Origin of the sequence: Gordonia sp. KTR9, from assembly GCF_000143885.2 — a bacterium.
Classification (GTDB): domain Bacteria; phylum Actinomycetota; class Actinomycetes; order Mycobacteriales; family Mycobacteriaceae; genus Gordonia.
Genome location: NC_018581.1, coordinates 1,872,228 through 1,898,360, shown reverse-complemented (window position 1 = coordinate 1,898,360; position 26,133 = coordinate 1,872,228). Strand labels below are relative to the sequence as shown.

Here is a 26,133-nt window from a genome sequence, read left to right as displayed (position 1 = left end):
TGCGAGAGCGGTGGCCCGTCAACCGATGTGACGGGTGGCCGCCCACCGCGTGAGCGCGTTGCGGTTGGACTGCTGGGTCTTGCGCAGGACATTCGACGCATGTGTCTCGACAGTCTTGATCGAGATGAACAGCTCCTCGGCGATCTCGCGATAGGTGTATCCGCGCGCGAGCAGACGCAACACCTCGAGCTCTCGCCTGGTCAGCGAGTCGAGTTCGGGGTCGAGGGGCGGTTCGGGGGCCGACGACTTCCCGGTGAACGAGTCGAGGACGAAACCCGCGAGCCGCGGACTGAACACCGCGTCGCCGTCGGCGACCCGCCGGACCGCGTCGGCTAGTTCAGGCCCGGCGATCGTCTTGGTCACGTAACCCCGGGCGCCGGCACGGATCGTCGCGATGACGTCCTCGGCGGCGTCGGACACACTCAACGCGAGGAACACCGGCGGTGTCGAACCGGGCCGTGTCGAACCGGGCCGTGTCGAACCCGGTGCGGCCGAAGCTGGTAAGGCCGAAGCTGTTGTGGCCGAAGCTGTTGTGGCCGAGGCGATCCGATCGAGCACACCGCGCAGCACCGCCACCCCGCCGCCCGCCGGCATGTGCACGTCGAGCAGGACCACGTCCGGAGCCGTCGAGACGATCCCGTCGATCGCCTCGGGCACCGCACCCGCCTCGCCGACGACGCGCAGACCCGGCTCGTCGGCCAGTTCGGCACGGACCCCGGAGCGGAAGACCGCATGGTCGTCGACCAGGTAGACGGTCACGGGACCGGAGGGGTCGGGACTCGTCGAACTCGCTGTCATCGTGCCTTCCTGTTGTCGGTCGGGGCCACTGCCTGCATGGTCATCTCGGTCGTGCGCTCGGCGTGTTCCGATTTCTCCGCGTCCGGTCGATCCTCGATCGAACCGCCGTCACCGCGCGGCATCATGAGACCGACGTTGGTTCCGCGTTCGGGACTCGAGGTGATCCGCACGTGTCCGCCCATGCGTTCCACACGCGCGCGGATCGAGCGCGAGATGCCCTGGCGGTCGTCGTCGACGATCTCGGGGTCGAAGCCGACCCCGCGGTCGCGCACATACACCTCCACCTCGTCGTCGGTGATCTCGCCGTACACGTCCACCGTGCGCTCGCCGGAGTGCTTGGCGGCGTTGACCAACGCTTCACGGGTCGCGCCGACGAGGGCCGCCCAGCGTCTGGCGTCCCGGGTGTTGGTGGGGCGCAGATCGCCGACGGTGATGATCTCCACCTCGATTCCGTAGGCGTCCTCGACCTCGGCTCCCACACTGCGCAGCGCTGCCGCGAGGGAACCTCGTTCGGTCGCCGGGTCGCCGAACAGCCACGCCCGCAGTTCGCGTTCCTGGCTCCGGGCCAGCCGCGCCACCTCCTCGGGCCGGCCGGCCTTCTTCTGTATCAGCGCCAGGGTCTGCAGGACCGAGTCGTGGAGATGCGACGCGATCTCCTCACGCTCGGCGTTCCGGATCCGGGCGGCGCGCTCCTCGTCGAGGGTGCGCAGCAACCGCATCCACAGCGGCACGGTCAGCAGGACGACGCCGATGAGCGTCGCCCCGACCGCGAGGATCGTGGAGTTGAGTCCGCCGAAGCTGCGGTCCCCCGCCACCACCACGACGACCAGTCCCCCGACAACGAGCGCGACCCCACCGATCAGCCGGGTCCAGGTGAGCGCCGGGGTGCGCGGTGCCCGAGGGGACGTGTCGAACTCGCGCCACACCAGGCTGGCACCGAGCGCGATGAAGACGAACGGGACCAGGTATTCCGCCGGGGTCCCCGACGCCGCGAAGCCCACCACGGCCATCGCCACCAGCCCGATCATCGCGAGGCCGAGGGATTGCCGGCGTTCACCCCGCGCCGGCGAGGCGGTGTCATCGCCCTGCGGGCAGAAGAACCAGAGCAGTCCGTAGGCGGCGACCCCGGCACCGGCCAGCGCGGCCAGGACCACGAAGACGATCCGCACGCGGAACACCTCGACCCCGAGATGATCGGCGATTCCACCGGCGACACCGGCGACCACGCGGCCGCCGTCCCGGCGCACCAGCCTGGGGACCGGCTCGACCTCCATTCGATTCACTCCTCGATCGTCCCATGCGTTCGGCTCCGCGACATCGGGGTCAACCCCGGTTCATGGGTCTCGATCTCAGGGTGTGTCGCTTCACCACCCCCACGAACCGGGTTCTTCCGGGGGACAATTCAGGGGATCACCCGATGTGTCCGGGGGCGTGCGAGCGGCACGATGATCGTCATGGACACGAAGCAGTTCCAGCAGCAGCTCCAGGGCTTGTGGTCGACCCGCCCGTACCGGCGCGACGATCGGACGATCGCCGGCGTGTGCACCGGCATAGCCGCTCGCTACCGCGTCGACCCGACCCTGGTGAAGGTCGCATTCGTGGTGGCGGCGTTCTTCGGCGGCAGCGGACTCATCCTCTATCTCGCGGCCTGGGTCGCGTTCCCGGGCGCCGGTCGCGCTCGCGCCGACGCGCTCCGCGCATATTCCTCTCGCGCCGGCCACACCGCGTCGCACAACTCGATGCACGGACTGGGCAACCCGCAGGTCATCGTGCTGGCCGTCCTCGCGATCGTCATCGTCACCTCCATCGGGCCCAACCGCACCTGGGGGTCGGGCGGACTCGTCGGCGCGATCCTGATGCTCGGCGGCTGGTTCCTGCTGTACCTGCGGACCCCGACCCCACCGGTCGGCACCAGCATCGACACGGCGGCGGTCACCGACATCGTCGTCCCGCCACCGGCGGCCGGCCAGTTCGAGCGGTGGGTGCCGCGAGCCATGACCAACCCGACCGGCGGTGGGTCCGTCACCGCGCCCGGTCTCCAGACATCAGGAGCGCCCATGACGGGAACACCGACCACATCCCCGACCACCGGGGACTCGTCCGCCGAACACCCGGCCACAGCAGCGCCACGGGTCGACCTCGAGAAGAGCGCAGCACTCGACGCGACCCCGCCGGCGTGGGATCCGCTGGGGGCGGCACGGTTCGCCTGGGACCTGCCCGAGCCGACCACCCCGGCCGACCCCGCCGTCCGCAGGCGCCGGCGCTCACCTCTCACCCTGATCGTGATCGGTCTCGCGATCATCGTGGGCGCCGTCGGCGCGGGCCTGCACCAGATGGGCGTCGACTGGTTCACCGTGCCGCACATCCTGTCGCTCTCCCTCGCCGTCGTCGGCGCGGGACTCCTGGTCGCGGCGTTCATCCGGCGCCGAACCGGCGAGCACAGCACCGGCCTCGTGCCGATCGCGGTCACCCTCGGGGCAGCCGTCGTCGTCACCACCGTGATCTCGGGTGTGAACGGCCTGTCCAGTCCCCTACCGCCCGGCGGAGCCGGCGACCGCGAGTGGAAACCATTGAGCGAGAAAGACATCGAGGCCGAGTACACACTCGGCGTGGGTGAGATGACCCTGGATCTGCGCGAGGTGGACCTCACCGCCGACCGCACGGTGCGACTCGAGACCGGTGTCGGGACGATCAAGGTCCACGTCCCGGACACGATGAACGTACGCGCCGACTGCCAGACCGGCATCGGTGACTACACCTGCCCCACCGGACTCGACGGCGGGCGTGACGGCACCGACGGCCCGGTCCTGCAGATCGATGCCCGCACCGGGATGGGAGAGGTTCAGGTCCTGCGATGAACACCCACGACGACGCCTACGGCGCGGACAACCCGGCGGCCGCCGACACCGCTGATCACCAGGGATGCGTGTCCACTCATCGCGCGCCGGGTCTGGGGCTCTTGGGAATCGCCGCCCTCGCGGTGGCCGGATGGGGACTCGCCGACGGGCCGGCACTACCCGATGCCGCCGACCTCGGGTGGGTCGCGGTCGGGATCGGCCTGCTCGTCGGGATCGTGCTGATCGTGTCGGGGACGCGATCTCGAGGCTGACCTCGACTCGCCGCCGGACTCGAGGCGGGCAGTCAGAAAAGCGGCCGGTGGCAGATGCCACCGGCCGCTCTCGTTCGGGTCATTCCCACTCGATGGTGCCCGGCGGTTTGCTCGTCACGTCCAGGACCACGCGATTGACCTCGGCCACCTCGTTGGTGATGCGGGTCGAGATGATCTCCAGCACCTCGTAGGGCACACGGGTCCAATCGGCCGTCATCGCGTCCTCGCTCGACACCGGGCGCAGGACGATCGGGTGACCGTAGGTCCGGCCGTCGCCCTGGACGCCCACGCTGCGCACGTCGGCGAGCAGCACCACCGGGCACTGCCAGATCTGGGAGTCGAGTCCGGCGGCGGTGAGTTCCTCGCGTGCGATCAGATCGGCCTTGCGCAACGTCTCCAGACGGTCGCCGGTGACCTCGCCGACGATCCGGATCGCCAGGCCGGGCCCGGGGAACGGCTGACGCGCGACGATCTCCTCGGGGAGTCCCAGTTCGCGACCGACCGCGCGCACCTCGTCCTTGAAGAGCAGCCGCAGCGGTTCGACCAGGCTGAACTCGAGGTCATCGGGCAGACCGCCGACGTTGTGATGGCTCTTGATGTTCGCGGTTCCGCTCCCGCCGCCGGACTCGACGACGTCGGGATAGAGCGTTCCCTGCACCAGGAACTCGACCTTCTCCCCCGCCTCGGCCTCCTCGCCGAGGACCTCGCTGACCGCACCCTCGAACGACCGGATGAACTCCCGGCCGATGATCTTGCGCTTGGTCTCGGGGTCGCTCACGCCGGACAGCTCACGCAGGAACGTGTCCGCGGCGTCGACGGTCACGAGTTTGGCGCCGGTAGCGCCCACGAAGTCGTGCTGCACCTGCTCGCGCTCACCCGCACGCAGCAACCCGTGATCGACGAAGACGCATGTCAGCCGGTCGCCGATGGCCCGTTGCACGAGCGCCGCCGCGACCGCGGAGTCCACACCGCCGGAGAGCCCGCAGATGGCCCGTCCGTCACCGATCTGATCGGCGACCGCGTCGATCAGGGCATCGGCGATGTTGGCGGCGGTCCAGGTGGCCTCGAGGCCGGCGATCTCGTAGAGGAAGCGCGTGAGAATCTGCTGGCCGTGCGGCGTGTGCAGCACCTCGGGGTGGTACTGCACACCGGCCATGCGGCGCTTCAGGTTCTCGAAGGACGCCACCGGCGCGCCGGGGGTCGATCCGGTGACGGTGAATCCCTCGGGCGCGCTCTGGACGGCGTCGTTGTGGCTCATCCACACCGGCTGGGTTTCCGAGAGACCCTGATGGAGCACGCCTTCGCCGTTGGCCGTCAGCGTCGTGCGACCGAACTCGCGTCCGCCGGTGTTGGCGACCTCGCCGCCCAGCGTGTCCGCCATCGCCTGGAACCCGTAGCAGATGCCGAACACCGGGACGTCGAGGTCGAAGAGGGCGGGATCGAGGTCGGGTGCGTCCTCGGCGTACACCGACGACGGACCGCCCGACAGGATGATCGCGACCGGGTCCTTCTCCTGGATCTTCTCGATCGGGACGTCGTGGGAGATCACCTCGGAGTAGATGCGCGCCTCGCGCACCCGGCGGGCGATCAGCTGCGCGTACTGCGCCCCGAAGTCGACGACGAGCACCGGCCGCGGGCCCTCGAGGAAATCCTCGGCAGAGGACGAGTTCGCAGAAGAAGTGTCTGTCACCGGGCCGAGTCTAGTGGGCGTGCCGGGGTCCGTACCTGGTCACCCCGCCCGGCGGGTGCGGACCCGCGATGCCCGCGTGAAATACTCCGGAATCGACATGACTGCATCGCCGAAATCCCCCAACCGCTGGTCGCTGAGCATCGGCGACCTCACCCAGGCCGCCGTGTTCGCCGCACTGATCGCCGCGCTCGGTCTGCCGGGAACCATCAACATCGGCACCAGCGGTGTGCCCATCACCCTCCAATCGCTCGGGGTCATCCTCGCCGGCGCCGTCCTGGGCCCGAAGAAGGGCACGCTGGCCGTGATCATCTTCATGGTCCTCGCGATCGCCGGGCTCCCGATCCTGTCCGGCGGGCGCAACGGTCTGACCGCGCTGTCGTCCCCGACCGCCGGATACTTCATCGGGTTCCTGCCTGCGGTGATCGTCATCGGCGTGCTGACCGCGATCATGGTTTCGACAGGCTCAACCGGCGGAAAGGCGGGCTCCGGCAAGTACCGCGTGCTGTGGGGCATCGGCATCAACGCGCTCGGCGGCATCGTCGTGCTGTACGCGTGCGGGGTCCTCGGCCTGCTCATCCGCACCGACCTGACCGTGTGGGCGGCGATCACCACCAACGGCCCGTTCATCCCCGGCGACATCGCCAAGGTCGTCATCGCAGCCCTGGTCGCCGCGCAGGTCCACCGCGGCCGCCCCGGTCTCATCGAACCCCTGCGCCCGCGCCGCGCCGGCTCTGTGGCCGGTTGACCGTCCCGCCCCGCCGGCGATGATCGAGTTCACCGACGTCTCCCACGCCTACGGCGACCGCGTCGTCCTGCGCGAGGTCTCACTGACGTTGGCGGAGAGGCGGATCGGCATCGTCGGCGCCAACGGGAGCGGCAAGTCGACGCTGGCGCGGATGATCAACGCCCTCGTCATCCCGGACTCCGGGACCGTCACCGTCGACGGGCTCACCGTCGCGAAGAACAAGCGCGAGATCCGGCGCCGGGTGGGGTTCATCTTCTCCGACCCCGACCGTCAGATCATCATGCCGACCGTCCGCGAGGACATCGAACTGTCGCTCCGCCGAACCGATCTCGGCAAGGTCGCACGCGCCGACCGGGCCCTCGAGGTACTCGCGCGCTTCGGACTCGGCGACCACGCCGACCATCCCGCGCAGCGGCTGTCGGGCGGACAGAAGCAACTCCTCGCCCTGGCCTCGATCTTCGTGACCGACCCCGCGATCATCGTCGCCGACGAGCCCACCACCCTGCTCGACCTGCGCAACACCCGCATGCTCACCGACGTGTTCGCGACACTCGACGAGCAACTAGTCGTCGTCAGTCACGACCTCGACATCCTGGCCGATTTCGACCGCGTCATCGTCGTCGACGAGGGACGTGTCGTCGCCGACGACGAACCCCGACCCGCGCTCGCCGCCTACCGCGAGATGATGTCGTGAACGTCCTCGGCGTCTACCGCCCAGGCACCACCGTGCTGCACCGCCTGCCGGCGGGCGTCAAGTTCGTCGCGATGGGCGTGCTGATCCTGGTGCTGTCACTGACGGTCCGCTCGCTGACCGCGCTCGGCATCGCCACGGTCGGAGTCGCGTGCGTCTACGCGCTGGGAGGCATCGGACCCCGCGAGGCCTGGCGTCAGTTGCGACCGCTGCTGTGGCTGCTGCTGTTCATCTTCGCCTTCCAGGTCGTCTTCACCGACTGGCGACGGGCGGTGGTCGTCTGCGGCGTGCTCGCACTGTCGGTCGCGCTCGCGGCGGTCGTCTCGCTGACCACCCGCACCACCGACATGCTCGACACGATCGTCCGCGCGCTCGGTCCCCTCGCCCGTCTCGGGGTGCGCGTCGACCTCATCGCCCTCGCACTGGCGTTGACCATCCGGGCGATCCCGCTGATGGTCGAGGTGGTGCGGGAGGTCGACGAAGCGCGCAAGGCGCGCGGGCTGCGGCCGGGTCCGCGCATCCTCGTCGCCCCGGTCGTACTCGCCGCGCTGCGTACCGCCGACGGCTTCGCCGACACGCTGACCGCGCGCGGACTGGACTGACGCGACCCGGGATTTCGTAGTCACAGTGCGCGCTATTTGCGCACTGTTGCTACGAGATCCGCTGGGCGGTGACCGGTGTGAGCGGGATGATCGGCAACCGCAGAGCGCCCGGTGCGTCGGCTGGGACCACCGGCGACGTCGGCGTGATCGGCTCGATGCGGCGGTACGGCTCGCCCTGCGCCGGACGACGATCCTGTTCACCCTTGTTCGGCCACAGGGCCGCCGCCCGCTCCGCCTGCGCACAGATCGTCAGCGACGGGTTGACACCGAGGTTCGCCGACACCGACGCACCGTCGGCGATGTGCAGCGTCGGGTAGTTCCACACGCGCTGGTAGGGGTCGATGACGCCGTTGTCCGGGTCGTCGGAGATCGCGCACCCGCCGAGATAGTGCGCGGTCAGCGGCATGTTGACGATGTCACCCCAGGTCCCGCCGGCGACGCCGCCGTTCAGTTTCGCCGCGATCCGGCGAGTTGCCTCGTTGCCCTTGGGAATCCACGTCGGGTTGGGCTCGCCGTGACCCTGCTTGCTGGTGACATACCGCAGCGGTCCGCGCTTGCGGACGAACGTGGTCAACGAATTGTTGTTGTTCTGCATGACGAGCGCGATCACGGTCCGCTCGCTCCACTGCCGCACCACGAGCAACCGCACCAGCAGGAACGGGTTGCGGGCGACCTGCCGCAGGAACTGGCCGAACCGGTCACGCCGGCTCCCCCCGTCGGTGAGCAGGGTCTGCAGGTACGCGATCGCGTTGGAGCCCTTGCCATATCGCACCGGCTCGATGTGCGTGTTCGGCTCGGGATAGAACGACGAGGTGATCGCGACACCGCGCGAGTAGTCGTTCTCCGGGTCGATCCGCGAACCCATCGCACCCAGGATCGACTCCGAGTTGGTCCGCGTGAGCCTGCCCATCGCATCCGAGATCCGGGGCAGCGAACCGAGTTTCGCGTGGTGCAGCAGTCGTTGGGTGTTGAACGTGCCGGCCGCCAGGATCACCTGACCAGCGGTGATCGTGCGCCGACGACGTCCGAGCGGCCCCCACGAGGACGAGTGATGTGTGCCCACCTCCCAGACACCGTCGGCGCGCTGGTGCAGAGAGTCCACCGTGGTGCGGTCGATGATGGTGGCGCCGTTGCGTTCTGCGAGACCGAGGTAGTTCTTCAGCAGGGTGTTCTTGGCGCCCACCCGGCACCCGGTCATGCACGCTCCGCATTCGGTGCAGGCGGTTCGGTCCGGGCCCGCACCGCCGAAATACGGGTCGCGGACGGTCTCACCGGGCGCCCCGGCCAGACCCGTCTTCGCACCGAAGAACACACCGACCGGGGTCGGGGTCACCGTGTCGCCAACACCCATCTCGGCGGCGACTTCGGCGACCACGCGGTCGGAGGCGGTGACCGTCGGGTTGGTGACCACACCGAGCATCCGGCGCGCCTGGTCGTAGTACGGACCGAGCTCGTCCTCCCAGTCGGTGATGTGGTTCCACTGGGGATCGGTGAAGAACGGTGTCGGGGGCTTGTACAGGGTGTTGGCGTAGTTGAGCGATCCGCCGCCGACCCCAGCGCCGGCCAGGATCATCACGTCCTTGAGCGCGTGAATGCGCTGAATGCCGTACAGACCCAGCTTCGGGGCCCACAACCACCGGTTGAGGCGCCAGCTGGTCTTGGCGAAGTCCTCGTCCTCGAAACGACGACCCGCCTCGACGACGCCGACGCGATACCCCTTCTCCACGAGACGCAACGCACTCACACTGCCGCCGAAGCCGGAGCCGACGATCAGGACGTCGAAGTCGGTGGCGCGTTCGGTGGACCTGTCGAAACCCATGGCGACCATACTAACGTGCATTGTCACATAAAGAGACCCAGGTCACCCTAACCCTTCGAGGCTCGTCGCCAGCGCTCCTCGCACCTCAGGGAGCAGGGCGTGGCTGCGCTAGCGCTCCTCGCACCTCAGGGAGCAGGCGAGGCTGCGCTTCGCTCCTCGCACCTCAGGGAGCAGGCGAGGCTGCGCTGGCGCTCCTCGCACCTCAGGGAGCGGGTACGGAGATCAGGCGTGGACGGACAACCCCACGCGCTGGAACTCCTTCAGATCGCAGTACCCGGCCTTCGCCATGGCGCGACGCAACGCACCGACGACGTTGAGCTCGCCGTACGGATCGTCGGAGGGCCCGTTGAGGACCCGCTCGAGACTCGGACGGTCCTCACCCGCGGCGACCTGCAGAAGGGCACCGCGCGGGGTGTCGGGGTGCGCGGCGGCCGACGGCCAGTACCAGCCGTTGCCGGGTGCCGAACTCGTTGTGGCGAGCGAGGTTCCGAGCACCGCGGCGTCGGCTCCGCAGGCGATCGCCTTGATCAGGTCGCCCGAGCTGTGGATGTCGCCGTCGGCGATGACGTGCACGTAGCGACCACCCGTCTCGTCCAGGTAGTCGCGACGCGCGGCGGCGGCGTCGGCGATGGCGGTCGCCATCGGGACACCGATGCCGAGGACCTCGCCGGTCGTCGTGGCCCCGGCGGCCGAACCGTATCCGACGATCACGCCCGCCGCGCCCGTCCGCATGAGGTGCAGCGCGGTGCGATGGTCGTGCACGCCGCCCGCGATGACGGGTACGTCGAGATCGGCGATGAAGGTCTTCAGGTTCAACGGCTCCCGCTGGGTGCCGTCGGCGTCGACCTGCGCCACGTGCTCGGCCGAGATGATCGTCCCGTGTACCACCAGGATCTCCACCCCGGCGGCCAACAGAGCCGGGGTCAGCTCCGGCGCGTGCTGGGGGCTGACCCGAACGGCCGTGGTGACGCCGGCCTCGCGGACCTGCGCCACGGCCTCGCCCAACAGCCCGCTGTCGAGCGGAGCCGCATGCAGCTTCTGCAGATGCCGAACCGCCGCATAGGGATCCGGATCCCCGGCCGCGATCGCGACCAGTTCCTCGATCTTCGCCTCGACGTCGCGGTGACGGGCCCACAGCCCCTCACCGTTCAGAACACCGAGCGCACCGAGCCTGCCTAGCTCGATCGCGACCGACGGCGACACCAGCGCATCGGTCGGATGACTCAGGATCGGTGAGGAGAAACGGTAGGCATCGATCTGCCACGCCGTGGAGACGTCCTTGGACGAACGGGTCCGACGGGAGGGGACGATGCTGATGTCGCCCAGTTCGTAGGTCCGTCGGGCCGTCCGGCCCATGCCGATTTCGACGAGGTCACGCACCACTGCGCCTTTCTGCGGGGTTCAGCTGCACAACGACCATACGGCCTGGCCCGCCGGACGAATCCGGCGGGAACGACCTCGGGGAGTTCAGCGGGAGTAGTAGTTGGGCGCCTCGGCGGTCAGCGTGATGTCGTGCGGATGGGATTCCTTGAGTCCGGCCGCGGTGATCTGGACGAACCGCGCGGTCTGCAGATCCGGGATCGTCGAGGCGCCGGTGTAGCCCATGGCGGCACGCAGGCCGCCGACCAGCTGGTGGATGACCTGGGACAGCGGGCCGCGGAACGGCACACGCCCCTCGATGCCCTCGGGAACCAGCTTCTCCTCCTTGAGGACGTCGTCCTGGAAGTAGCGGTCCTTGGAGTACGACTTCGCCTGCCCGCGCCCCTGCATCGCACCGAGCGAGCCCATGCCCCGGTAGCTCTTGAACTGCTTGCCGTTGACGAGGACCAATTCGCCGGGGGCCTCGGCGGTGCCCGCGAGCAGCGAGCCGAGCATCGCGGTCGACGCACCGGCGGCGAGCGCCTTGGCGATGTCGCCGGAGTACTGCAGACCGCCGTCGGCGATGACGGGGACGCCTGCCTTCTGGCAGACCGCCACGGCTTCGAGGATGGCGGTGATCTGCGGGGCGCCGACGCCGGCGACGACACGCGTGGTGCAGATCGAACCCGGTCCGACGCCGACCTTCACCGCATCGGCACCGGCATCGACGAGGGCCTGCGCGGCCTCACGGGTCGCGACGTTGCCGCCGACCACGTCCACCCGATCGCCGACCTCGGCCTTGAGCTTGGCCACCATGTCGAGCACGAGCCGGTTGTGCGCGTGGGCGGTGTCCACGATGATCACGTCGGCGCCGGCGTCGGCCAGTGCCATCGCACGGTCCCACTGCGGGTCACCGGTACCGACAGCGGCACCGACGAGAAGCCGTCCGTCGGAGTCCTTGGTCGCGAGCGGATGCTGCTCGGTCTTGACGAAGTCCTTGACGGTGATGAGTCCGGTCAGGCGTCCGTTGCCGTCGACGATCGGCAGCTTCTCGATCTTGTGCCGGCGCAGCAGTCCCAGCGCGGCCTCCGCGGAGACCCCTTCCTGGGCGGTGATGAGCGGCGCCTTGGTCATGACCTCGGCGACCGGACGGCTCTGGTCGACCTCGAACCGCATGTCGCGGTTGGTGATGATGCCGACGAGCTCACCCTTCTCATCGACGACCGGCAGGCCGGAGATGCGGTAGCGCGCACACATCGCGTCCACCTCGGCGAGCGTGTGGGACGGCGTGCAGGTGACCGGATCGGTGACCATTCCGGCCTCCGAGCGCTTGACCGTCTCGACCTGGCCGGCCTGCTCCTCGATGGACAGATTTCGGTGCAGGACGCCCATGCCGCCGGCGCGCGCCATCGCGATCGCCATGCGGGACTCGGTCACGGTGTCCATCGCCGAACTCACCAGCGGGACCCGCAGCGTCACGTTCTTGGTCACCCGCGACGAGGTGTCGACCTCGCTGGGAATCACGTCCGACGCCGAGGGCAGCAACAGGACGTCGTCGAAGGTCAGGCCGAGCATCGCGACCTTGCCGGGATCGTCTCCACCGGTACGAACAGCAGTCATCGGACCATCGTATCGACTCCCCTGGTGCGGCGATCGTCACACAGGCGTCTTCGTGCCGGTGAGACGGCCCGACCCGTCCGCATCACCGGCGTCCGGGACCGGTGAATGCCTGCGGCGCGACCAGCCGCGGATCGGCTACGGTGGTGATGTGCGTGACCACCTGCCACCCGGCCTCCCGCCGGATCCGTTCGCCGACGATCCCAGCGACCCCGCATCCGCACTGGACAGCGTGGAGCCGGGTATCCCGCTGGACGAGAACGAGCGGCTCGCGGTCGAAGAGGATCTCGCCGATCTCGCACTGTACGAGGCGTTGCTGACCAATCGCGGTGTGCGCGGTCTCGTCGTGGTCTGCGAGGACTGCCACGAGGATCACTACCACGACTGGGACATGCTGCGCGCCAATCTGATCCAGCTTCTCATCGATGGCACCGTGCGGCCCCATGAGCCGGCCGTGGACCCACGCCCCGACGCTTACGTCACGTGGGACTACTGCCGCGGCTACGCCGACGCGCGTAGCCATCTCGACGACGAACGCTGACGAACCCGGCGATCCGCCGACTCCCCGACGTCACAACCACGAGTGAGGCCCCGCACCGGTCCGGTGCGGGGCCTCACTCGTGAATCCGGGCTCGTGATCGGCGACCGGTCGTTGCGGAGTCCGGTCAGCCGATCGGCCGACCCGACGCGTCCACGCCGGGCGGCGGGGTCCACGGAATCCCGGGGATCTCGGCCGGGAAACGCGTGACCTTGGTGCTCGACGACGGCGCGGACGGCTGAGCCGGTCCGCTCGACGGCGGTGCGGACGACGGGACCTCCGGCTCGCTCGTCTCCTCGGACGGCGCGGTCGGATCGTCGGACCCGCCACCGGGCGGGGTCGACTCGCCTGGTGCCGACGGATCGTCCTCACGGCTGGTCAGATCGGGTCCAGTCGGCTCTGTCGTGGCCGGTTGCTCCGCGCCGCCCGGCGTCGTGGGATCGGTGACCTCCGTCGGCAGACCCGCGCCCGCGCGAATGCGGTTCATCCAGTCGGTCATCTCGTCGCGCATCTCGTTGTCGCCCATGGGACCCATGCGGTCCTTCGCCTCGGCCAGCAGACTGGCGGCCGCGACCGGATCACCCGCCGCGATCGCGGCCTCGGCACGCTCGAGATTCGTACGGACGTCGTGCGCCGCCTGCGTCTGCGACGCGGCCTCGGAGAACACGACCTGCTTGATGCCCCACAGCGGATCGCCGGGTTGCGAGCCCTCGGAGAGCACGGTCAGACCGGCAGCGGCGACAATGACGATCGCGGCCGCACCCGACACGACGCGTAGGTGCCGCACCATGCGGCGTCCGCGGCTCGCCCGCTCGGTGGTCCCGATCGCGCGCTCGACGTCGTCGACGGAGACCAGCTCCGGCTCGGGGGTGGACATGATCTCGGACTTCCAGCCCGACAGCATCTCGGCCAGCTGGTACTCCGCGGCGTCCCGGGTCGGCACAGGCACGTCCCGGGTGAGCGCGTCGAGGAAGTTCTCGTCGAAATTGACCTCGGAGAGGTCCAGCGAGTCGTCGGCTGCGGAAAAATCGTGGGCGGCTGGATCGAACGCGGGATTCGCGCCCGACGGGACCGGGTCCAGGGGTCCGGGGCCGGTGGGCGCCGGACCGCTCGAACCGGGCGCACGCCGATGGACCGGTGGCTGGCCGGGTCGATTCGGCTGGTCACCGCCGACGACACGGCGTCTACGCCAATCAGACTGTCCGCTCATCGTGACCTCCTGTCCGTCTCAACTCGTCTTTCAACTTCGCCAATGCCCTGTGCTGGGCGACTCGCACCGCTCCGGCGGTGCTGCCGATGGCCTGGGCGGTCTCCTCCGCCGACATACCGACGATCAGCCGCAGGACCAGCACCTCGCGCTGTTTCTCGGGCAGGATGCCCAGCAGGGCTCTCATCCGCCTGCTGCCGTCGGCGTCGATGGCGAACTGCTCGGGACCGCCGGTCACGTGCGAGACCTCGGGGATCTCCTCGACCGGGTCCGACTTCACCCGCGCCGCCACCCGCATGGCGTCGGCAACCTTGTGCGACGCGATGCCGTAGACGAAGGCCATGAACGGTTTGCCCTGGTCCCGGTAACGGGGCAATGCGGTCATCACCGCCATCAAAGCCTCCTGCGCGATGTCGTCGGCGGAGAACAGATGACGTTCCCCGACCCCGATGCGTCCTCGGCAGTAGCGCAGGATCGGCTCCTGCACGCTTTCGAGAACTGACGTGAGAGCGGCACGATCGCCTTGGCCCGCGGCCCGGACGGCGTCGTTCAACTCACCACCTGTCAATTTCATCGCGCGTAGGAATCCCCGTGTTACAGATCGGCCAACCGGCCTCGCCGCCAGTCCTGGTACGGGCCCCAGCACGGTGACGCCGCCGGTGGCGACCGTCGTGGAACGCGACTGGCGAGCAGCGTTCTCCGACGTCCCGGCGGCGATGACGTGGCAGACCCCAACACACCTTAGCGATCAACCCCCCGGCATCAGCGCCATGCCCTTGCCGATCAGCGTGGCGCGGAGCTCGCGGTGGCGCGCGATGTCGCCCTCGGACGCCGCTCCGGTACCCAGCAGCAGGCTCATCGCCGCCCACTCCAGCGGGAGCAGACCCTCGTCGCGAGCGTCGGCGACGACATCCCGCGCAACCGTGGCCGCGCCGCCCCTGTCCCCTCCACCGGCGGTGGCGGCAGCGGCGATGAGCGCGGTCTTGATGCGATGCCGGGCCGGGACCGGAGTCCCCGCGTCGTGCATCTCCCGGATCAGCGAGGCCCCCGCCCGGGCATGGTCGAGCCCGGTCGAGACGTCACCGCGATACAGACCGAGTTCGGCGCTCACCCATTCCCAGCGCAGTCGGCAGCGGGTCGCCGTCGTCCAGTCCGCGTCCGCCGGCCGCCACGACCAACCGTCGGGGGTCGTTCCCGACGATGGACCGTCCACGGGGTCGAGCACCGCTCTCGCCCGGTCGAGCAGCCGGCGCGCGGCACCGAACCTCAGCAGACCCAGATTGTCGGCCGCGAGCCCGACGAGTCCGTCCGCGACCGCGGCTCGCGTCAGCGACACCTCGGCCGGGTCCGGCGAGCCCGTCGACGGCCGGCTGTCCGGGATGCCGACGGTGAGGAGGGACCGGCCGTCGATTCCGGAGGCGATCCGGTGACGCCCGGCCTGGCGAACCAGCGACGCACGGGTGCTCTGACACAGCGACAGCAGTGCGGTCTCCGGGGCGAGAGACGCCGCCGGGCCCGTCGGCGGACCGATCACCCTCTCCAGCTCTGCCAGTGCCGTGAGCGCGCCGGCGTACTCCCCGCGCCCACCCGATGAGACCGCGGCGGCCCAGGCCCGAAACAGCGGAGCCACCGCGGGCTCGATCGACGGGTGTCGACGCAGCTCAACGGCGTTCTCGAACGCCTGCCAGGTGTTCTTGGTCACTCGAACTCTTTTGGTTTGCATGAATTTAACGAACGATTCCCAACGTTAATTCTCCGGACAGATCACGGGTGCATCATCGGAAGATTTCCGACGTGTAAATCGGTTCGATCGACGTCACCACACCCTCACGCTCCGCAGACCGGGAAAATACTACGTCATGTCGAGTGAATACCCAGCTCAAATGGGGTGGAGTTACCTGATTCGGGGGGCAACGGAATGTCTGGTCACAGCTGTGCTATCCGGCAGAGACGAACTAACCCGCCGTTAACATTTCTGAGACTTTCGCGGCAATCATGTCCCATTTGGGGCCTATTGACGCCATTTCTCAGGCCCGCTTAATGTGAGTTCAGCGTTGCAGGAAATCGACGTTTCTCACCGAGCACCTCGGTGCGGCCCACGACAAGGAGTAGCTGTCATGCCTCAGCCCAATCATCTCCCCGGCCCCAACGCTGACATCTGGGACTGGCAGATGTCAGGACTCTGCCGCGGCGTCGACTCGTCGATGTTCTTCCATCCGGACGGCGAACGCGGCCGGGCCCGAGCGCAGCGCGAGCGGCGAGCCAAAGAAATGTGTCACCAGTGCCCGGTCATCGCGCAGTGCCGGGAGCACGCCCTCGCGGTCGCGGAGCCGTACGGCATCTGGGGCGGTCTCTCCGAATCCGAGCGCAGCATCTTGATGAAGCGCGGCGTCGGCCGCCGTATGGCCAGCTGAGTCCAGGGCGTCGAGCCCACCCGACAGCGGCGAGAGCCGGGCATCCCCGAAAGGATGCCCGGCTCTCGTGTTCTCGTCGACTTCGTGACCTCGAGGGGTCTACGTCAGTGCGCGTGCCCGTGACCGGCGTGACCGGCCGGTTCGTCGGCCGGCCGCTCGGTGATGGCCGTCTCGGTGGTCAACACCATCCGGGCCACCGACGCCGCATTGACGACCGCCGACCGGGTGACCTTCACCGGGTCGATGATGCCCTCGGCGACCAGGTCGCCGTAGGTGAGGCTCGCGGCGTTGAAACCCGAGCCGTCGGCCGCACCGGCGACCTTGTCGACCACGACCGCGCCGTCGAGGCCCGCGTTCGCGGCGATCCAGTACAGCGGCGCCCGCGCCGAGTCGCGCACGACGCGCACGCCCAGGGCCTCGTCGCCGGTCAGCGAATCGGCGAGTGCGTCGAGCTTCTTCGACGCCTGCACGATCGCCGAGCCGCCGCCGGGGATGATCCCCTCTTCGACCGCGGCCTTGGCCGCCGCGACGGCGTCCTCGACGCGGTGCTTGCGCTCCTTGAGCGCGGTCTCGGTGGCCGCGCCGACACGGATGACGGCGACACCACCGGAGAGCTTCGCCAGACGCTCCGCGAGCTTCTCCTTGTCCCAGTCGGAGTCGGACTGCTCGATCTCGCGCCGCAGCTGGGCCGAACGGTCCGCGATCGCGTCCTTGGTGCCGGCGCCCTCGACGAGGGTGGTGGCGTCCTTGGTGACGACGACGCGACGGACCGAGCCGAGCACCTCGAGACCGACGGTCGACAGACTCAGGCCGATGTCGGAGGAGACCACGGTTCCACCGGTGACGACCGCGAGGTCTTCGAGGAATGCCTTGCGGCGGTCGCCGAAGAACGGCGCCTTGACCGCGACGGCGCGGATCGTCTTGCGGATCGAGTTGACGACGAGGGTCGACAGCGGCTCGCCCTCGACGTCCTCGGCGATGATCAGCAGCGACTTGCCCGCCTCGACGACCTTCTCCAGCAGCGGCAGGAACTCCGGCAGGGAGCTGATCTTGTCGCGGTAGAGCAGGACGAACGCGTCCTCGAGGACCGCTTCCTGGCTGTCGACGTCGGTGACGAAGTAGGGCGAGAGGAAGCCCTTGTCGAACTGGACGCCCTCGGTGATCTCGAGGTCGGTGCTCAATCCGGAGCCCTCCTCGACGGTGACGACACCGTCGGCGCCCACCGCGGTCATGGCCTTTCCGACCATCTCGCCGATCTCCTCGTCCCGAGAGGACACGGTGGCGATCTGGGCGATGGACTGTTCGCCCGCGACCGGGGTCGCAGCGGCCAGCAGCGCTTCGCTCAGCGCATCGGCAGCCTTGTTGATGCCCTGTCCCAGGGCGATCGGATTGGAGCCTGCGGCCACGTTGCGCAGGCCCGCCTTGACCATTGCCTGCGCGAGAACCGTTGCGGTCGTGGTGCCGTCGCCCGCAACGTCGTTGGTCTTGGTGGCGACGGACTTCACCAGCTGGGCACCGAGGTTCTCGAACGGATCGTCGAGCTCGATGTCGCGCGCGATGGTGACGCCGTCATTGGTGACACTCGGTCCGCCGAATGCCTTGGCGAGGACCACGTGCCTGCCGCGCGGGCCGAGGGTGACCTTGACGGTGTCGGCGAGCTGGTCGATGCCTCGCTCGAGCGCCCGACGCGCGGTTTCGTTGAATTCAATCTGCTTGGCCATATATTACTTTCTGCAACGGGAGCCGGTCGCCGCAACGCACATCGCCCCGGTACCCCTGCACGGGGCGCCGGGGCGATGTGAGACGCGAAAAAGGCTCGCGGGGTCTGACTCGGCCGGAGTTCTCGGTACCGGTCCTACTTGCCGATGACGGCGAGGACGTCGCGCGCCGAGAGGATCAGGTATTCCTCGCCGGCGTACTTGATCTCGGTGCCGCCGTACTTGCTGTAGATGACGGTGTCGCCCTCTTTGACGTCCACGGGGACGCGGTTGCCCTGCTCGGTGACCCGACCCTCGCCGACCGCGATGACGGTGCCTTCCTGCGGCTTCTCCTTGGCGGAGTCCGGGATGACCAGGCCCGAGGCGGTGGTCGTCTCGGCCTCGACGGCCTGCACCAGGATCTTGTCCTCAAGCGGCTTGATGTTCACGCTCGCCACGATGTGAGTCCTCAACTTTCGTACTGAGAAAGAATCTGCACGTTCACGGCCCTGCAAAACCCCGTCGTCGCGGGTTCCGAGGCTTCAGTCAGTGCCAACTAGCACTCTATACATGCGAGTGCCAGCACTCAAGGGTGGAGGCTGCAAAAACCCGGACGTGTTCGCTCCTCGCGTATCCACCGGGGGTCGGTCCGCTACAGCTGGCTGACGCGTACCGACATCGCCGGGTCCGACGCCACGGTCAGTGGCGAGGGGCGCGCTCCCCCGCCGATCACGTGGGCGCCCAGTGTCGCGATCATGACCCCGTTGTCGGTGCACAACCGCGGCTTCGGCACCCGCAGGTCGATCCCGGCGGCCGCACAGCGTTCCTCCGCCAGCGACCGGATACGCGAATTCGCGGTGGCACCTCCACCGAGAACCAGCGTTTCCACCCCGAGGTCACCGCACGCCCGGACCGCCTTCATCGTCAGCACGTCGGCGACCGCCTCCTGGAACGACGCCGCCACGTCCGCCACGGGGACCTCCGCACCGTCGCGCTCGCATTTCTCCACGTACCGTGCGACCGCCGTCTTCAGCCCGCTGAAGGAGAAGTCGTGCCGCGAGTCGCGGGGACCGGTCATCCCGCGCGGGAAGGCGATCGCACCCGGATCACCTTCGCGGGCAGCACGATCGAGCGCCGGCCCGCCCGGGAAGCCGAGACCCAGCAGGCGGGCGACCTTGTCGAACGCCTCCCCGGCCGCGTCGTCGACCGTGGTGCCCAGTTCGACGATGGGCTCGGCGAGATCGGTGACGTGCAGCAGGTGTGTGTGCCCGCCGGACACCAGCAGTGCGACGCATTCCGGCATGGGTCCGTGCTCGAGGGTGTCCACCGCGACGTGACCGCCGAGATGGTTCATCGCATACAGCGGCACATCCCAGGCGAGGGCGTAGGCCTTCGCCGCGGCGACACCGACGAGCAACGCACCGGCCAGGCCCGGCCCGATGGTGACGGCGATGGCGTCGGGACGGTCGATCCCGGCCGCCTCCCGCGCCCGGCGCATGGTGGGGACGATCGCCTCCAGATGCGCGCGCGAGGCGATCTCGGGGACCACGCCGCCGAACCGGGCGTGCTCGTCCACGCTGGACGCCACCTCGTCGGCCAGCATCGTCGCGAATCCCGGGGTGTCTCCCTCGCCCGGCGTCCACCGGACGATGCCGACACCGGTCTCGTCGCAGGAACTCTCGATACCCATGACTATCACGCCGGGCCCTCCTCGGGTTCGAGCGGCCGGCCCGACACCGGGAGCCGCAACATCGTGTAGGCATCCGCGCCGGACGGCTGATAGTAGTTGCGTCGAAGGCCCGCGGTGCTGAACCCGTGCCGCGAGTACAGCGCGATCGCCACGTCGTTGTCGGTGCGCACCTCGAGGAACACCGGGGCGTCGTTCTCGTCGGCGACGGTGAGCATGGCCTCGAGCAGCGCCTTGCCCACTCCCCGACCCCGACGGTCTGGGTCGACGGCGATGGTGTGGATCTCGCACTCCCAGGCGTCGGGCTGGCCGAGCAGGGAGATGCCGGCGTAGCCGATGACATCGGCTCCGGCGCGTTCCCGCGCCGCGAAATAGGTGTTGTACGGCGCGTTGAGCTCGGCCCGGAAAGCGGCGGCCGGCCACGGCGAGTCGTCGGCGAACATCTGCCGCTCCAGGGCCGCGCAGCGCGGGATGTCACCGTAGGTGAGGGCGTCGATCACCAGCTCGGGCGTTGTCATCGCGCCACACCCGCCCGGCGGGCCTTCTGCTCGACGGCGTCGGGGCGCCGGAGATACAGCGGGACAAGCGGTTCGGGTTCCCGGTCGGCGACGATGTCGGCCTGCGCCGCCTCGATCAGCCCCCGCACCGTCGGAACCGTGATCGCGGGAGCCCCACCGGTCCAGCCGGCGAGTTCGAGGTGGGCCGCCGAACCCGCGACCGCACCGATCCGGCCCTCGTCGAGGTCGGCGGCGAGTTCCTCGGCCACCACCGCGGGCGCGGCCACCTCGGGACCGCGCAGGCGCCGGTCGCCCTCGTACACCGCCCAATACACCTCACGCCGGCGCGCATCGGTCACCACGAGCATCCGTGACGTGGCGTCGACGCCCGGAACGGCTTCGGCGGCAAGAGCATCCAGCGAGCACACGCCGTACGCCGGGATTCCGAGCGCGTCGGCGAACGCGGCGCCGGTCGCCATCCCGACCCGTAACCCGGTGAACGGACCGGGGCCGCAACCGACCACGACCGCGGCCAGATCGGTTCGGGCGGTGCCGGATTCGGTGAGACACTCGGCGATGAGGCTGGTGAGCAGTTCCGCATGCCGACGATGGTCGGTGACCACGCGTTCGGCGAGCACCCGGATGTCCGACCCGGAGGGCCCGGGGTCGGAGCGCAGCGCGGCCACACCGGTCACCACCGAATCGGTGGCCGTGTCGACCGCCAGCACCAGCCGCGCGCCCCCGTTGCCCGGTCCGTCACCCGGCGTCACACTCATTCGGGACTCACCCATTCCCACTCCACTTGTCGCACATCGGTATCGGGGTCCCGGCGCAGCCGGACGACGAGATGCCGCTCGGCCAGCCGCTCGGCCACCCCCTCGCCCCACTCGACGACGACGACCGCCTCGTCCAGGTCGGAGTCCAGATCCAGGGCGTCGAGCTCGTCGAGGACTCCGGAACCGTTCCCGGCCCCGCCGAGTCGGTACGCGTCGACGTGGACCATCCCCGGCCGGCCCGGCCGGCCCGGTCGGTGTTCGCGCGCAATGATGAACGTCGGCGAGGTCACCCGTCCCACGATGCCGAGCCCGGCCCCGATCCCGCGGGCGAGCGCCGTCTTCCCCGCACCCAGCGGGCCGTCGAGGATGACGACGTCCCCCGCGGCCAGGGTCGACCCCAGCTCGGCGCCGAAGGCCTCGGTGTCGGCGACGTCGGGGAGTTCGCGGGTACCGGCGGAACCCAACCCATTCATCCGCGGCCCCGCTTCCACCAGCGTCGGCGGGGAGCCGGCAGCGCGACCCGCGCCCGATCCACCAGTTCGGCGATCGCGTCGCTCACCAGACCCGGCTCCTCCATCTGGACCATGTGCCCGGCGCCCTTGGCGACGACCAGACGCGAATCGGCACCGAGTTGTGAGTACATCCGCACCGAGTTGCGCAGGGGCGTGAGGCGGTCCCGGTCGCCGCACACGACCGTGGTCGGAACCTGCGCGATCACCGGCAGGGCTGTCGACTCGTCGTGGATCTCCAAGGCGTGCAGGAAGTTCACGATGGTCTCGATGGGCGTGCTCTGGATCATCTTGTCCACCGCGGCACCGAGCGCCGGACTGTAGAACGTCGGCCCGAAACTCGCTGCGACGAGCACCGGTTCGAGTGCGGAGCGGGTCAGTCCGCGCCCGGCCTGCACCAGGCGTGGCGCGCGGCGCACACTCATCCGGAAGGCGTCCACCACCGGATTACGCAGTCCCTCACCGAGTCCGGCGTCGGTGAGACCGCGCGACGCCGTCGCCACGAGACCCACCCCGGCCACCGGGCCATGGGTCGAGAACAGCGCCGGGTGGCGGCGCGCGAGGCCCATCAGCGTCATGCCACCCATCGAATGACCCACGAGGACAACGGGTCCGACCGGGACGGTGGCACGGACCACGGCTGCCGCGTCGTCGGCGAGCTGGGCGATCGTGCACGTCTCGGTCGGTGCGGGATCGCTCTCACCGTGACCCCGATGGTCGAAGAACACCAGACGATAGTTGCGGTCGTGCCACTCGGCGGCGAGTTGTTCTCGCTGGAAGTGCCAGCTCGACAACCGAAGGCTGAAGCCGTGCACGAACACGATCGTCAGGTCGGGTGCGGTGTCCGCCGTCACCGTCCCCAGATCGACGATCCGCACCGCGAGTTCCAGACCGTCGTCGGTGGTGACGGTGGTGGCGCGCTCGCCGTAGAGCTCGGTCAGATCGACGTCGGCGTAGGGGTCCGCGCGGCCCACCACGCTCTTGCGAGCGATGTTGCGCGCCGCTCCGACGGCTGCCATCCCGCCGAGGGCCGCGATTCCCGCCACCCCGGCCAGCAGTCCGACGCGTTCGGAATCGTCCACCAGTGGTGCCCCGCTCACTGTCCGGTCCCCGCGTTCTCGGGTGTCACCGTGTCCTCGGAATCTACCCCGGTGGCCCCCGCGCCGAGGTAACGACGGACCACTCGCTGCCCGACCTGGGAAACGATCTCGTAGTCGATGGTGCCGATCGTGTCCGCCCAGTCCTTCGCGGTCGGGCCACCGGAGGCCCCGGTGCCGAAGAGTTCGGCCTCGTCACCCTCGCGGACTCCTGCGCCGTCCGGTCCGAGGTCGACGACCAGCTGATCCATGCAGATCCGGCCCACACCGTCGAACAGCCGGTCTCCGATCCGTACCCGGATCCGGCCCGACAGCAGTCGCGGTACGCCGTCGGCGTATCCGGCGGCGACCACGGCCACCACCGTGTCGCGCGGCGCGATCCACGTCTCGCTGTAGGACACGCCCTGTCCCGCGGCCACCTTCTTCACGAGCGCGATACGCGCGGTCAGGGTCATCGCCGGGATCAGCCCGAAGTCGCCCCGCGCGGGTACCGGGGTGCGGCCGTAGACGGCGATCCCGGGCCGGACGAGGTCACGGGCGAGATCCGGACGGGTCAGTGCCGCGGGTGAATTGGCGATGTGCACCACCTGGGGCGCGGCGCCGAGACGGACCAGGTCGGCCACGGCGAGGTCGAGCCGCTGCGCCTGGGCATCGTTGAGCGGGTGATCGGGTTCGTCGCCGCGCGCGAGGTGGCACATCACCGCACGCAGGGTCACCGACCCGTCCGCATGCGCTTTCGCGACCCGCTCGGCGAAGTCCGCCCATTCGTCCACGGCGACACCGCTGCGGTTGAGGCCGGTGTCGACCTTGGCCGTCACGAGGGCGGTCTGTCCGATGCGCCGCGCCGCGGCGATGACCGCGTCGAGCTGCGAGATCGACGAGAGCGCGATGTCGATGCGGTCGGTGATCGCACCCGCGAAGTCGGCACCCGGTGTGTGCAGCCAGGCGGTGATCGGGGCGTCGATGCCGGCCGCCCGCAGTGCCGCGGCCTCGGTGAGGTGGGCGACACCGAGTTCGGTGGCACCCGCGGCGAGGACCGCACGCGCCACCGGTAGCGCCCCATGGCCGTAGGCGTCGGCTTTCACGACCGCCATCACGTCGGCACCCGAGGCGGCACGCAGCACGTCGACGTTGTGGGCGATCGCGCCGAGGTCGACGGTCGCGGTCAGAGCAGGGGAAGTCATCGTCGCCCATTGTCCCAGATCGCCTGGTCCGGCTCGTCCCGGCTGCCCGCAGTGAGAGCGGGGCGTCGTCTTGCGGACGTGGAGTGAGTAGTCACACCGATGCGGGCCGTCCGTCCGGACGGTTGAGTGGACCCCATCGCAGTTCCCGATCCGTCGCCGCAACCCCGGAAGTGACCATGTACGCCACCTCGAATCCGCAGGACAACGCCGTCGTCGTCCCCACCCGCCTCGCGCCCCCGGCCCCCGACCACGACTTCGGTGACCACGACCACGACGCCCACGACCTCGCCCACTTCTCGCCCGTCGACCCGCCCACCGTCCCCGCCCGCCCGGGCCTGCGCGCATCGTTGGTGTCGTGGGCGGCCAACACCGTCGCATGGGTGGCGTTCGTCACCGCCGGGGTGCTCTTCCTGCTCGCCCTCGGGCACGCGATGGCCGATGAACCCGCGGATGGCTACGGAGTCGCGGCCCTGATCGCCTTCGGCGTCGCGGTGCTCGCGACGATCGCCGCCTGCGCGGCGCTGGCCGTCTCGTTCACCCAGCGGATCCGGCACGGCGCGCTGCGGCGCGCGGGAACGATCGCCGACGTGATCGTGTTGTCGTCGGTCACCGCGTTCACCGCGCTGACGGCTCTGTATCCGCTCGTGTTCGTGCTGACCGCGTGGTGAACTCGCGGATCGCCGGACGCAGCGCCGACAGCAGCGCCGACGCCCCGATCGGCGCGCCGCGACTCGCGAGCTCGGCCGCCCGGGCGTGTACGCGCGCCGCCGCCGCACCGGCGATCTGCGGTGATCTCCCGGCGGCGAGCAGCGCCCCGGCGACACCCGACAGCACGTCGCCTGCGCCGGCGGTCGCCGCCCACGACGACCCGGCATCGTTGCCGAGGACGTGACCCGTGGGGTCGGCGACCAGCGTGATGCGCCCCTTGAGCAGCACCGTGACACCCCACCTCGCGGCGAGGCCGGCGACGGCGGTGAGACGGTCGGCCCCCAGCTCGGTGCCGGTCAGCCGGGCGAACTCGCCGGCATGCGGTGTCAGCAGCGTCGGCGCCGCCCGCCCGTCGACCAGCCCCGGATCGCGCGCGATCAGGGTCAGGGCGTCGGCATCGGCGAGAACCGGCAGGTCGGTACCCAGGACCGTGCGCAGGGTCGCCCTAGCCGCACCGTCGGTACCCATGCCGGGGCCGAGAACCCATGCCTGGACGCGGCCGGCGTCGGCGAGTTCGGGCGTGGCGACCACCTCCGGCCACTGCGCCACCACCTCGGCATGCGCCGATCCGACGAACCGGGTCATCCCCGAGGTCGCGGTCACCGCCGCGCCGGTGGCGAGGACGGCGGCGCCGGGGTACCGATGCGATCCGGCGATGACCCCGACGACCCCCTGCGTGTACTTGTCGTCGGCCGGACCTGGTGTGGGCCAATCGATTTCATCATCGTCGAGGGAGCTGAGCGTCGGCTCGGCGGTTCCACCCGATCGGTCGACGAGATCGCCGAGGCCGATGTCGACGAGAACGACTCGCCCGCACTGCGGCGCGGCGAGCAGATGCGCGCGGCGCCGGACCCCGAAGGTGACCGTGATGTCGGCACGGACCGCCGGGTCGTGGACCTCGCCGGTGTCGGCATCGACACCCGACGGCAGATCGACGGCGACGACGGTGGTCTCCGGACCGGTGGCCGCGAAGATCTCTGCGGCGTTCGTCCGCAGCGGACCGCGGCCGCCGAGCCCGACCACTCCGTCGACGATCACGTCGGGTCCGTCGGGTGGCCGCTCGACGGTCCGTCCGCCGGCAGCGCGGAATGCGGCCAGCCCCGCGGCGTGGGCCTTGTCCGGGGCGAGCAGGACCGCGTCGACCCGCACACCACGACGTCGCAGTTCGGCGCCGGCGAAGAGCGCGTCGCCCCCGTTGTCCCCCGCACCGACGACGAGACAGACCGACCGTCCGTAGCAGCCGCCGGTCCGGTTCAGCTCCGCCGCGACCACCCCGGCGACGCCGTGCGCCGCCAGGCGCATCAGGACGCCGCCGGTGAGCAGGTCACCCGTGGCCCGCTCGGCGTCGCGGACCTCGTCAGCCGTCAGATACCGGATCGGCATGCCGAC

26 protein-coding genes are annotated in these 26,133 nt (G+C 69.7%); 8 read left to right on the top strand and 18 right to left on the bottom strand.

Translation table 11 applies throughout. From position 1 onward, the window contains the following. Positions 1-18: 18 nt before the first annotated feature. Together KTR9_RS09440 and KTR9_RS09435 are read right to left on the bottom strand one after the other, a co-directional pair. Positions 19-798 (bottom strand): LuxR C-terminal-related transcriptional regulator, encoded by a 780-nt coding sequence (locus KTR9_RS09440; protein WP_014926200.1) that lies wholly within the window; start codon positions 796-798, stop codon positions 19-21. After that, positions 795-2,072: an ATP-binding protein gene (locus tag KTR9_RS09435; protein WP_014926199.1), complete on the bottom strand. Its 1,278-nt coding sequence runs from the start codon at positions 2,070-2,072 to the stop codon at positions 795-797. Before KTR9_RS09435 ends, KTR9_RS09440 begins: the two co-directional genes overlap by 4 nt. 171 nt (positions 2,073-2,243) lie before the next feature. Here KTR9_RS09435 and KTR9_RS09430 point away from each other — a divergent pair, with 171 nt between their 5' ends. Both KTR9_RS09430 and KTR9_RS09425 read left to right on the top strand, forming a co-directional pair. Continuing rightward, the gene (locus KTR9_RS09430) at positions 2,244-3,656 is read left to right on the top strand and encodes a PspC domain-containing protein (RefSeq protein ID WP_014926198.1); all 1,413 of its coding nucleotides are present in this window, start codon (positions 2,244-2,246) and stop codon (positions 3,654-3,656) included. Next, complete coding sequence (locus KTR9_RS09425) at positions 3,653-3,907, top strand: hypothetical protein (protein WP_010841877.1); 255 nt, start codon at positions 3,653-3,655, stop codon at positions 3,905-3,907. Before KTR9_RS09430 ends, KTR9_RS09425 begins: the two co-directional genes overlap by 4 nt. A 79-nt stretch (positions 3,908-3,986) precedes the next feature. Here the strand turns inward: KTR9_RS09425 and guaA are convergent, their stop codons facing one another. Further along, complete coding sequence (guaA, locus tag KTR9_RS09420; protein ID WP_442902688.1) at positions 3,987-5,597, bottom strand: glutamine-hydrolyzing GMP synthase; 1,611 nt, start codon at positions 5,595-5,597, stop codon at positions 3,987-3,989. Between the two features lie 97 nt (positions 5,598-5,694). On the opposite strand from guaA, the gene KTR9_RS09415 reads away from it, so the two are divergent. The 3 genes from KTR9_RS09415 to KTR9_RS09405 are packed head-to-tail and all read left to right on the top strand — an operon-like array spanning position 5,695 to position 7,635. Further along, on the top strand, positions 5,695-6,342 hold the full coding sequence (locus tag KTR9_RS09415) for a biotin transporter BioY (RefSeq protein WP_044506366.1): 648 nt from the start codon (positions 5,695-5,697) through the stop codon (positions 6,340-6,342). A gap of 19 nt (positions 6,343-6,361) precedes the next feature. Further along, positions 6,362-7,036, top strand: coding sequence for an energy-coupling factor ABC transporter ATP-binding protein (locus KTR9_RS09410; RefSeq protein ID WP_044506364.1), 675 nt, complete (start codon positions 6,362-6,364; stop codon positions 7,034-7,036). Beyond that, complete coding sequence (locus KTR9_RS09405) at positions 7,033-7,635, top strand: energy-coupling factor transporter transmembrane component T family protein (protein WP_010841873.1); 603 nt, start codon at positions 7,033-7,035, stop codon at positions 7,633-7,635. Before KTR9_RS09410 ends, KTR9_RS09405 begins: the two co-directional genes overlap by 4 nt. 49 nt (positions 7,636-7,684) lie before the next feature. Here the strand turns inward: KTR9_RS09405 and KTR9_RS09400 are convergent, their stop codons facing one another. From KTR9_RS09400 to guaB, 3 genes are all read right to left on the bottom strand, one after another. Then, positions 7,685-9,463, bottom strand: a complete 1,779-nt coding sequence (locus tag KTR9_RS09400) for a GMC family oxidoreductase N-terminal domain-containing protein (RefSeq protein WP_083888950.1) — start codon at positions 9,461-9,463, stop codon at positions 7,685-7,687. Between the two features lie 213 nt (positions 9,464-9,676). Further along, positions 9,677-10,834 carry a GuaB3 family IMP dehydrogenase-related protein gene (locus KTR9_RS09395; protein ID WP_010841871.1) on the bottom strand — a complete coding sequence of 386 codons (1,158 nt, stop codon included), beginning with the start codon at positions 10,832-10,834 and terminating at the stop codon, positions 9,677-9,679. An 87-nt stretch (positions 10,835-10,921) separates the two neighbouring features. Continuing rightward, the gene (gene guaB / locus KTR9_RS09390) at positions 10,922-12,433 is read right to left on the bottom strand and encodes an IMP dehydrogenase (protein WP_010841870.1); all 1,512 of its coding nucleotides are present in this window, start codon (positions 12,431-12,433) and stop codon (positions 10,922-10,924) included. Between the two features lie 148 nt (positions 12,434-12,581). On the opposite strand from guaB, the gene KTR9_RS09385 reads away from it, so the two are divergent. Next, positions 12,582-12,971, top strand: a complete 390-nt coding sequence (locus tag KTR9_RS09385) for a DUF5319 domain-containing protein (RefSeq protein ID WP_004019191.1) — start codon at positions 12,582-12,584, stop codon at positions 12,969-12,971. Between the two features lie 124 nt (positions 12,972-13,095). On the opposite strand, the gene KTR9_RS09380 is transcribed toward KTR9_RS09385, so the two are convergent. From KTR9_RS09380 to KTR9_RS09370, 3 genes are all read right to left on the bottom strand, one after another. Then, on the bottom strand, positions 13,096-14,178 hold the full coding sequence (locus tag KTR9_RS09380) for an anti-sigma-D factor RsdA (protein WP_014926193.1): 1,083 nt from the start codon (positions 14,176-14,178) through the stop codon (positions 13,096-13,098). Beyond that, positions 14,162-14,749, bottom strand: coding sequence for a sigma-70 family RNA polymerase sigma factor (locus KTR9_RS09375; protein ID WP_010841867.1), 588 nt, complete (start codon positions 14,747-14,749; stop codon positions 14,162-14,164). Before KTR9_RS09375 ends, KTR9_RS09380 begins: the two co-directional genes overlap by 17 nt. 174 nt (positions 14,750-14,923) lie before the next feature. Continuing rightward, positions 14,924-15,877 (bottom strand): hypothetical protein, encoded by a 954-nt coding sequence (locus KTR9_RS09370; protein WP_014926192.1) that lies wholly within the window; start codon positions 15,875-15,877, stop codon positions 14,924-14,926. 415 nt (positions 15,878-16,292) lie between these two features. Here KTR9_RS09370 and KTR9_RS09365 point away from each other — a divergent pair, with 415 nt between their 5' ends. Further along, the gene (locus KTR9_RS09365; RefSeq protein ID WP_010841865.1) at positions 16,293-16,589 is read left to right on the top strand and encodes a WhiB family transcriptional regulator; all 297 of its coding nucleotides are present in this window, start codon (positions 16,293-16,295) and stop codon (positions 16,587-16,589) included. Between the two features lie 104 nt (positions 16,590-16,693). On the opposite strand, the gene groL is transcribed toward KTR9_RS09365, so the two are convergent. The 8 genes from groL to alr all read right to left on the bottom strand — a co-directional run bounded on the left by groL (position 16,694) and on the right by alr (position 24,036). Further along, positions 16,694-18,310, bottom strand: coding sequence for a chaperonin GroEL (groL, locus tag KTR9_RS09360; protein ID WP_014926191.1), 1,617 nt, complete (start codon positions 18,308-18,310; stop codon positions 16,694-16,696). A gap of 134 nt (positions 18,311-18,444) precedes the next feature. Further along, positions 18,445-18,744 carry a co-chaperone GroES gene (gene groES, locus KTR9_RS09355; protein WP_004019185.1) on the bottom strand — a complete coding sequence of 100 codons (300 nt, stop codon included), beginning with the start codon at positions 18,742-18,744 and terminating at the stop codon, positions 18,445-18,447. Positions 18,745-18,938: 194 nt separating this feature from the next. Next, on the bottom strand, positions 18,939-19,985 hold the full coding sequence (gene tsaD / locus KTR9_RS09350) for a tRNA (adenosine(37)-N6)-threonylcarbamoyltransferase complex transferase subunit TsaD (RefSeq protein WP_014926189.1): 1,047 nt from the start codon (positions 19,983-19,985) through the stop codon (positions 18,939-18,941). Beyond that, positions 19,982-20,491, bottom strand: coding sequence for a ribosomal protein S18-alanine N-acetyltransferase (gene rimI, locus KTR9_RS09345; RefSeq protein ID WP_014926188.1), 510 nt, complete (start codon positions 20,489-20,491; stop codon positions 19,982-19,984). The genes tsaD and rimI overlap by 4 nt, the downstream gene beginning before the upstream one ends. After that, entirely contained in the window at positions 20,488-21,246 is a 759-nt protein-coding gene (gene tsaB / locus KTR9_RS09340) for a tRNA (adenosine(37)-N6)-threonylcarbamoyltransferase complex dimerization subunit type 1 TsaB (protein WP_014926187.1), read from the bottom strand. Before tsaB ends, rimI begins: the two co-directional genes overlap by 4 nt. Beyond that, the gene (gene tsaE, locus KTR9_RS09335; RefSeq protein ID WP_014926186.1) at positions 21,243-21,719 is read right to left on the bottom strand and encodes a tRNA (adenosine(37)-N6)-threonylcarbamoyltransferase complex ATPase subunit type 1 TsaE; all 477 of its coding nucleotides are present in this window, start codon (positions 21,717-21,719) and stop codon (positions 21,243-21,245) included. The genes tsaB and tsaE overlap by 4 nt, the downstream gene beginning before the upstream one ends. Beyond that, positions 21,716-22,855 carry an alpha/beta fold hydrolase gene (locus KTR9_RS09330; RefSeq protein WP_010841859.1) on the bottom strand — a complete coding sequence of 380 codons (1,140 nt, stop codon included), beginning with the start codon at positions 22,853-22,855 and terminating at the stop codon, positions 21,716-21,718. Before KTR9_RS09330 ends, tsaE begins: the two co-directional genes overlap by 4 nt. Further along, complete coding sequence (gene alr / locus KTR9_RS09325; protein WP_014926185.1) at positions 22,852-24,036, bottom strand: alanine racemase; 1,185 nt, start codon at positions 24,034-24,036, stop codon at positions 22,852-22,854. Before alr ends, KTR9_RS09330 begins: the two co-directional genes overlap by 4 nt. 83 nt (positions 24,037-24,119) lie before the next feature. Between alr and KTR9_RS09320 the strand changes: the two genes are divergently transcribed. After that, positions 24,120-24,704: a hypothetical protein gene (locus KTR9_RS09320; protein WP_238554081.1), complete on the top strand. Its 585-nt coding sequence runs from the start codon at positions 24,120-24,122 to the stop codon at positions 24,702-24,704. Here KTR9_RS09320 and KTR9_RS09315 read toward each other — a convergent pair. Then, a complete protein-coding gene (locus tag KTR9_RS09315; RefSeq protein WP_014926184.1) occupies positions 24,652-26,127 on the bottom strand; it encodes an NAD(P)H-hydrate dehydratase in 1,476 nt (491 codons plus the stop codon). The two genes, KTR9_RS09320 and KTR9_RS09315, sit on opposite strands and share 53 nt — an antisense overlap. Positions 26,128-26,133: the final 6 nt, after the last annotated feature.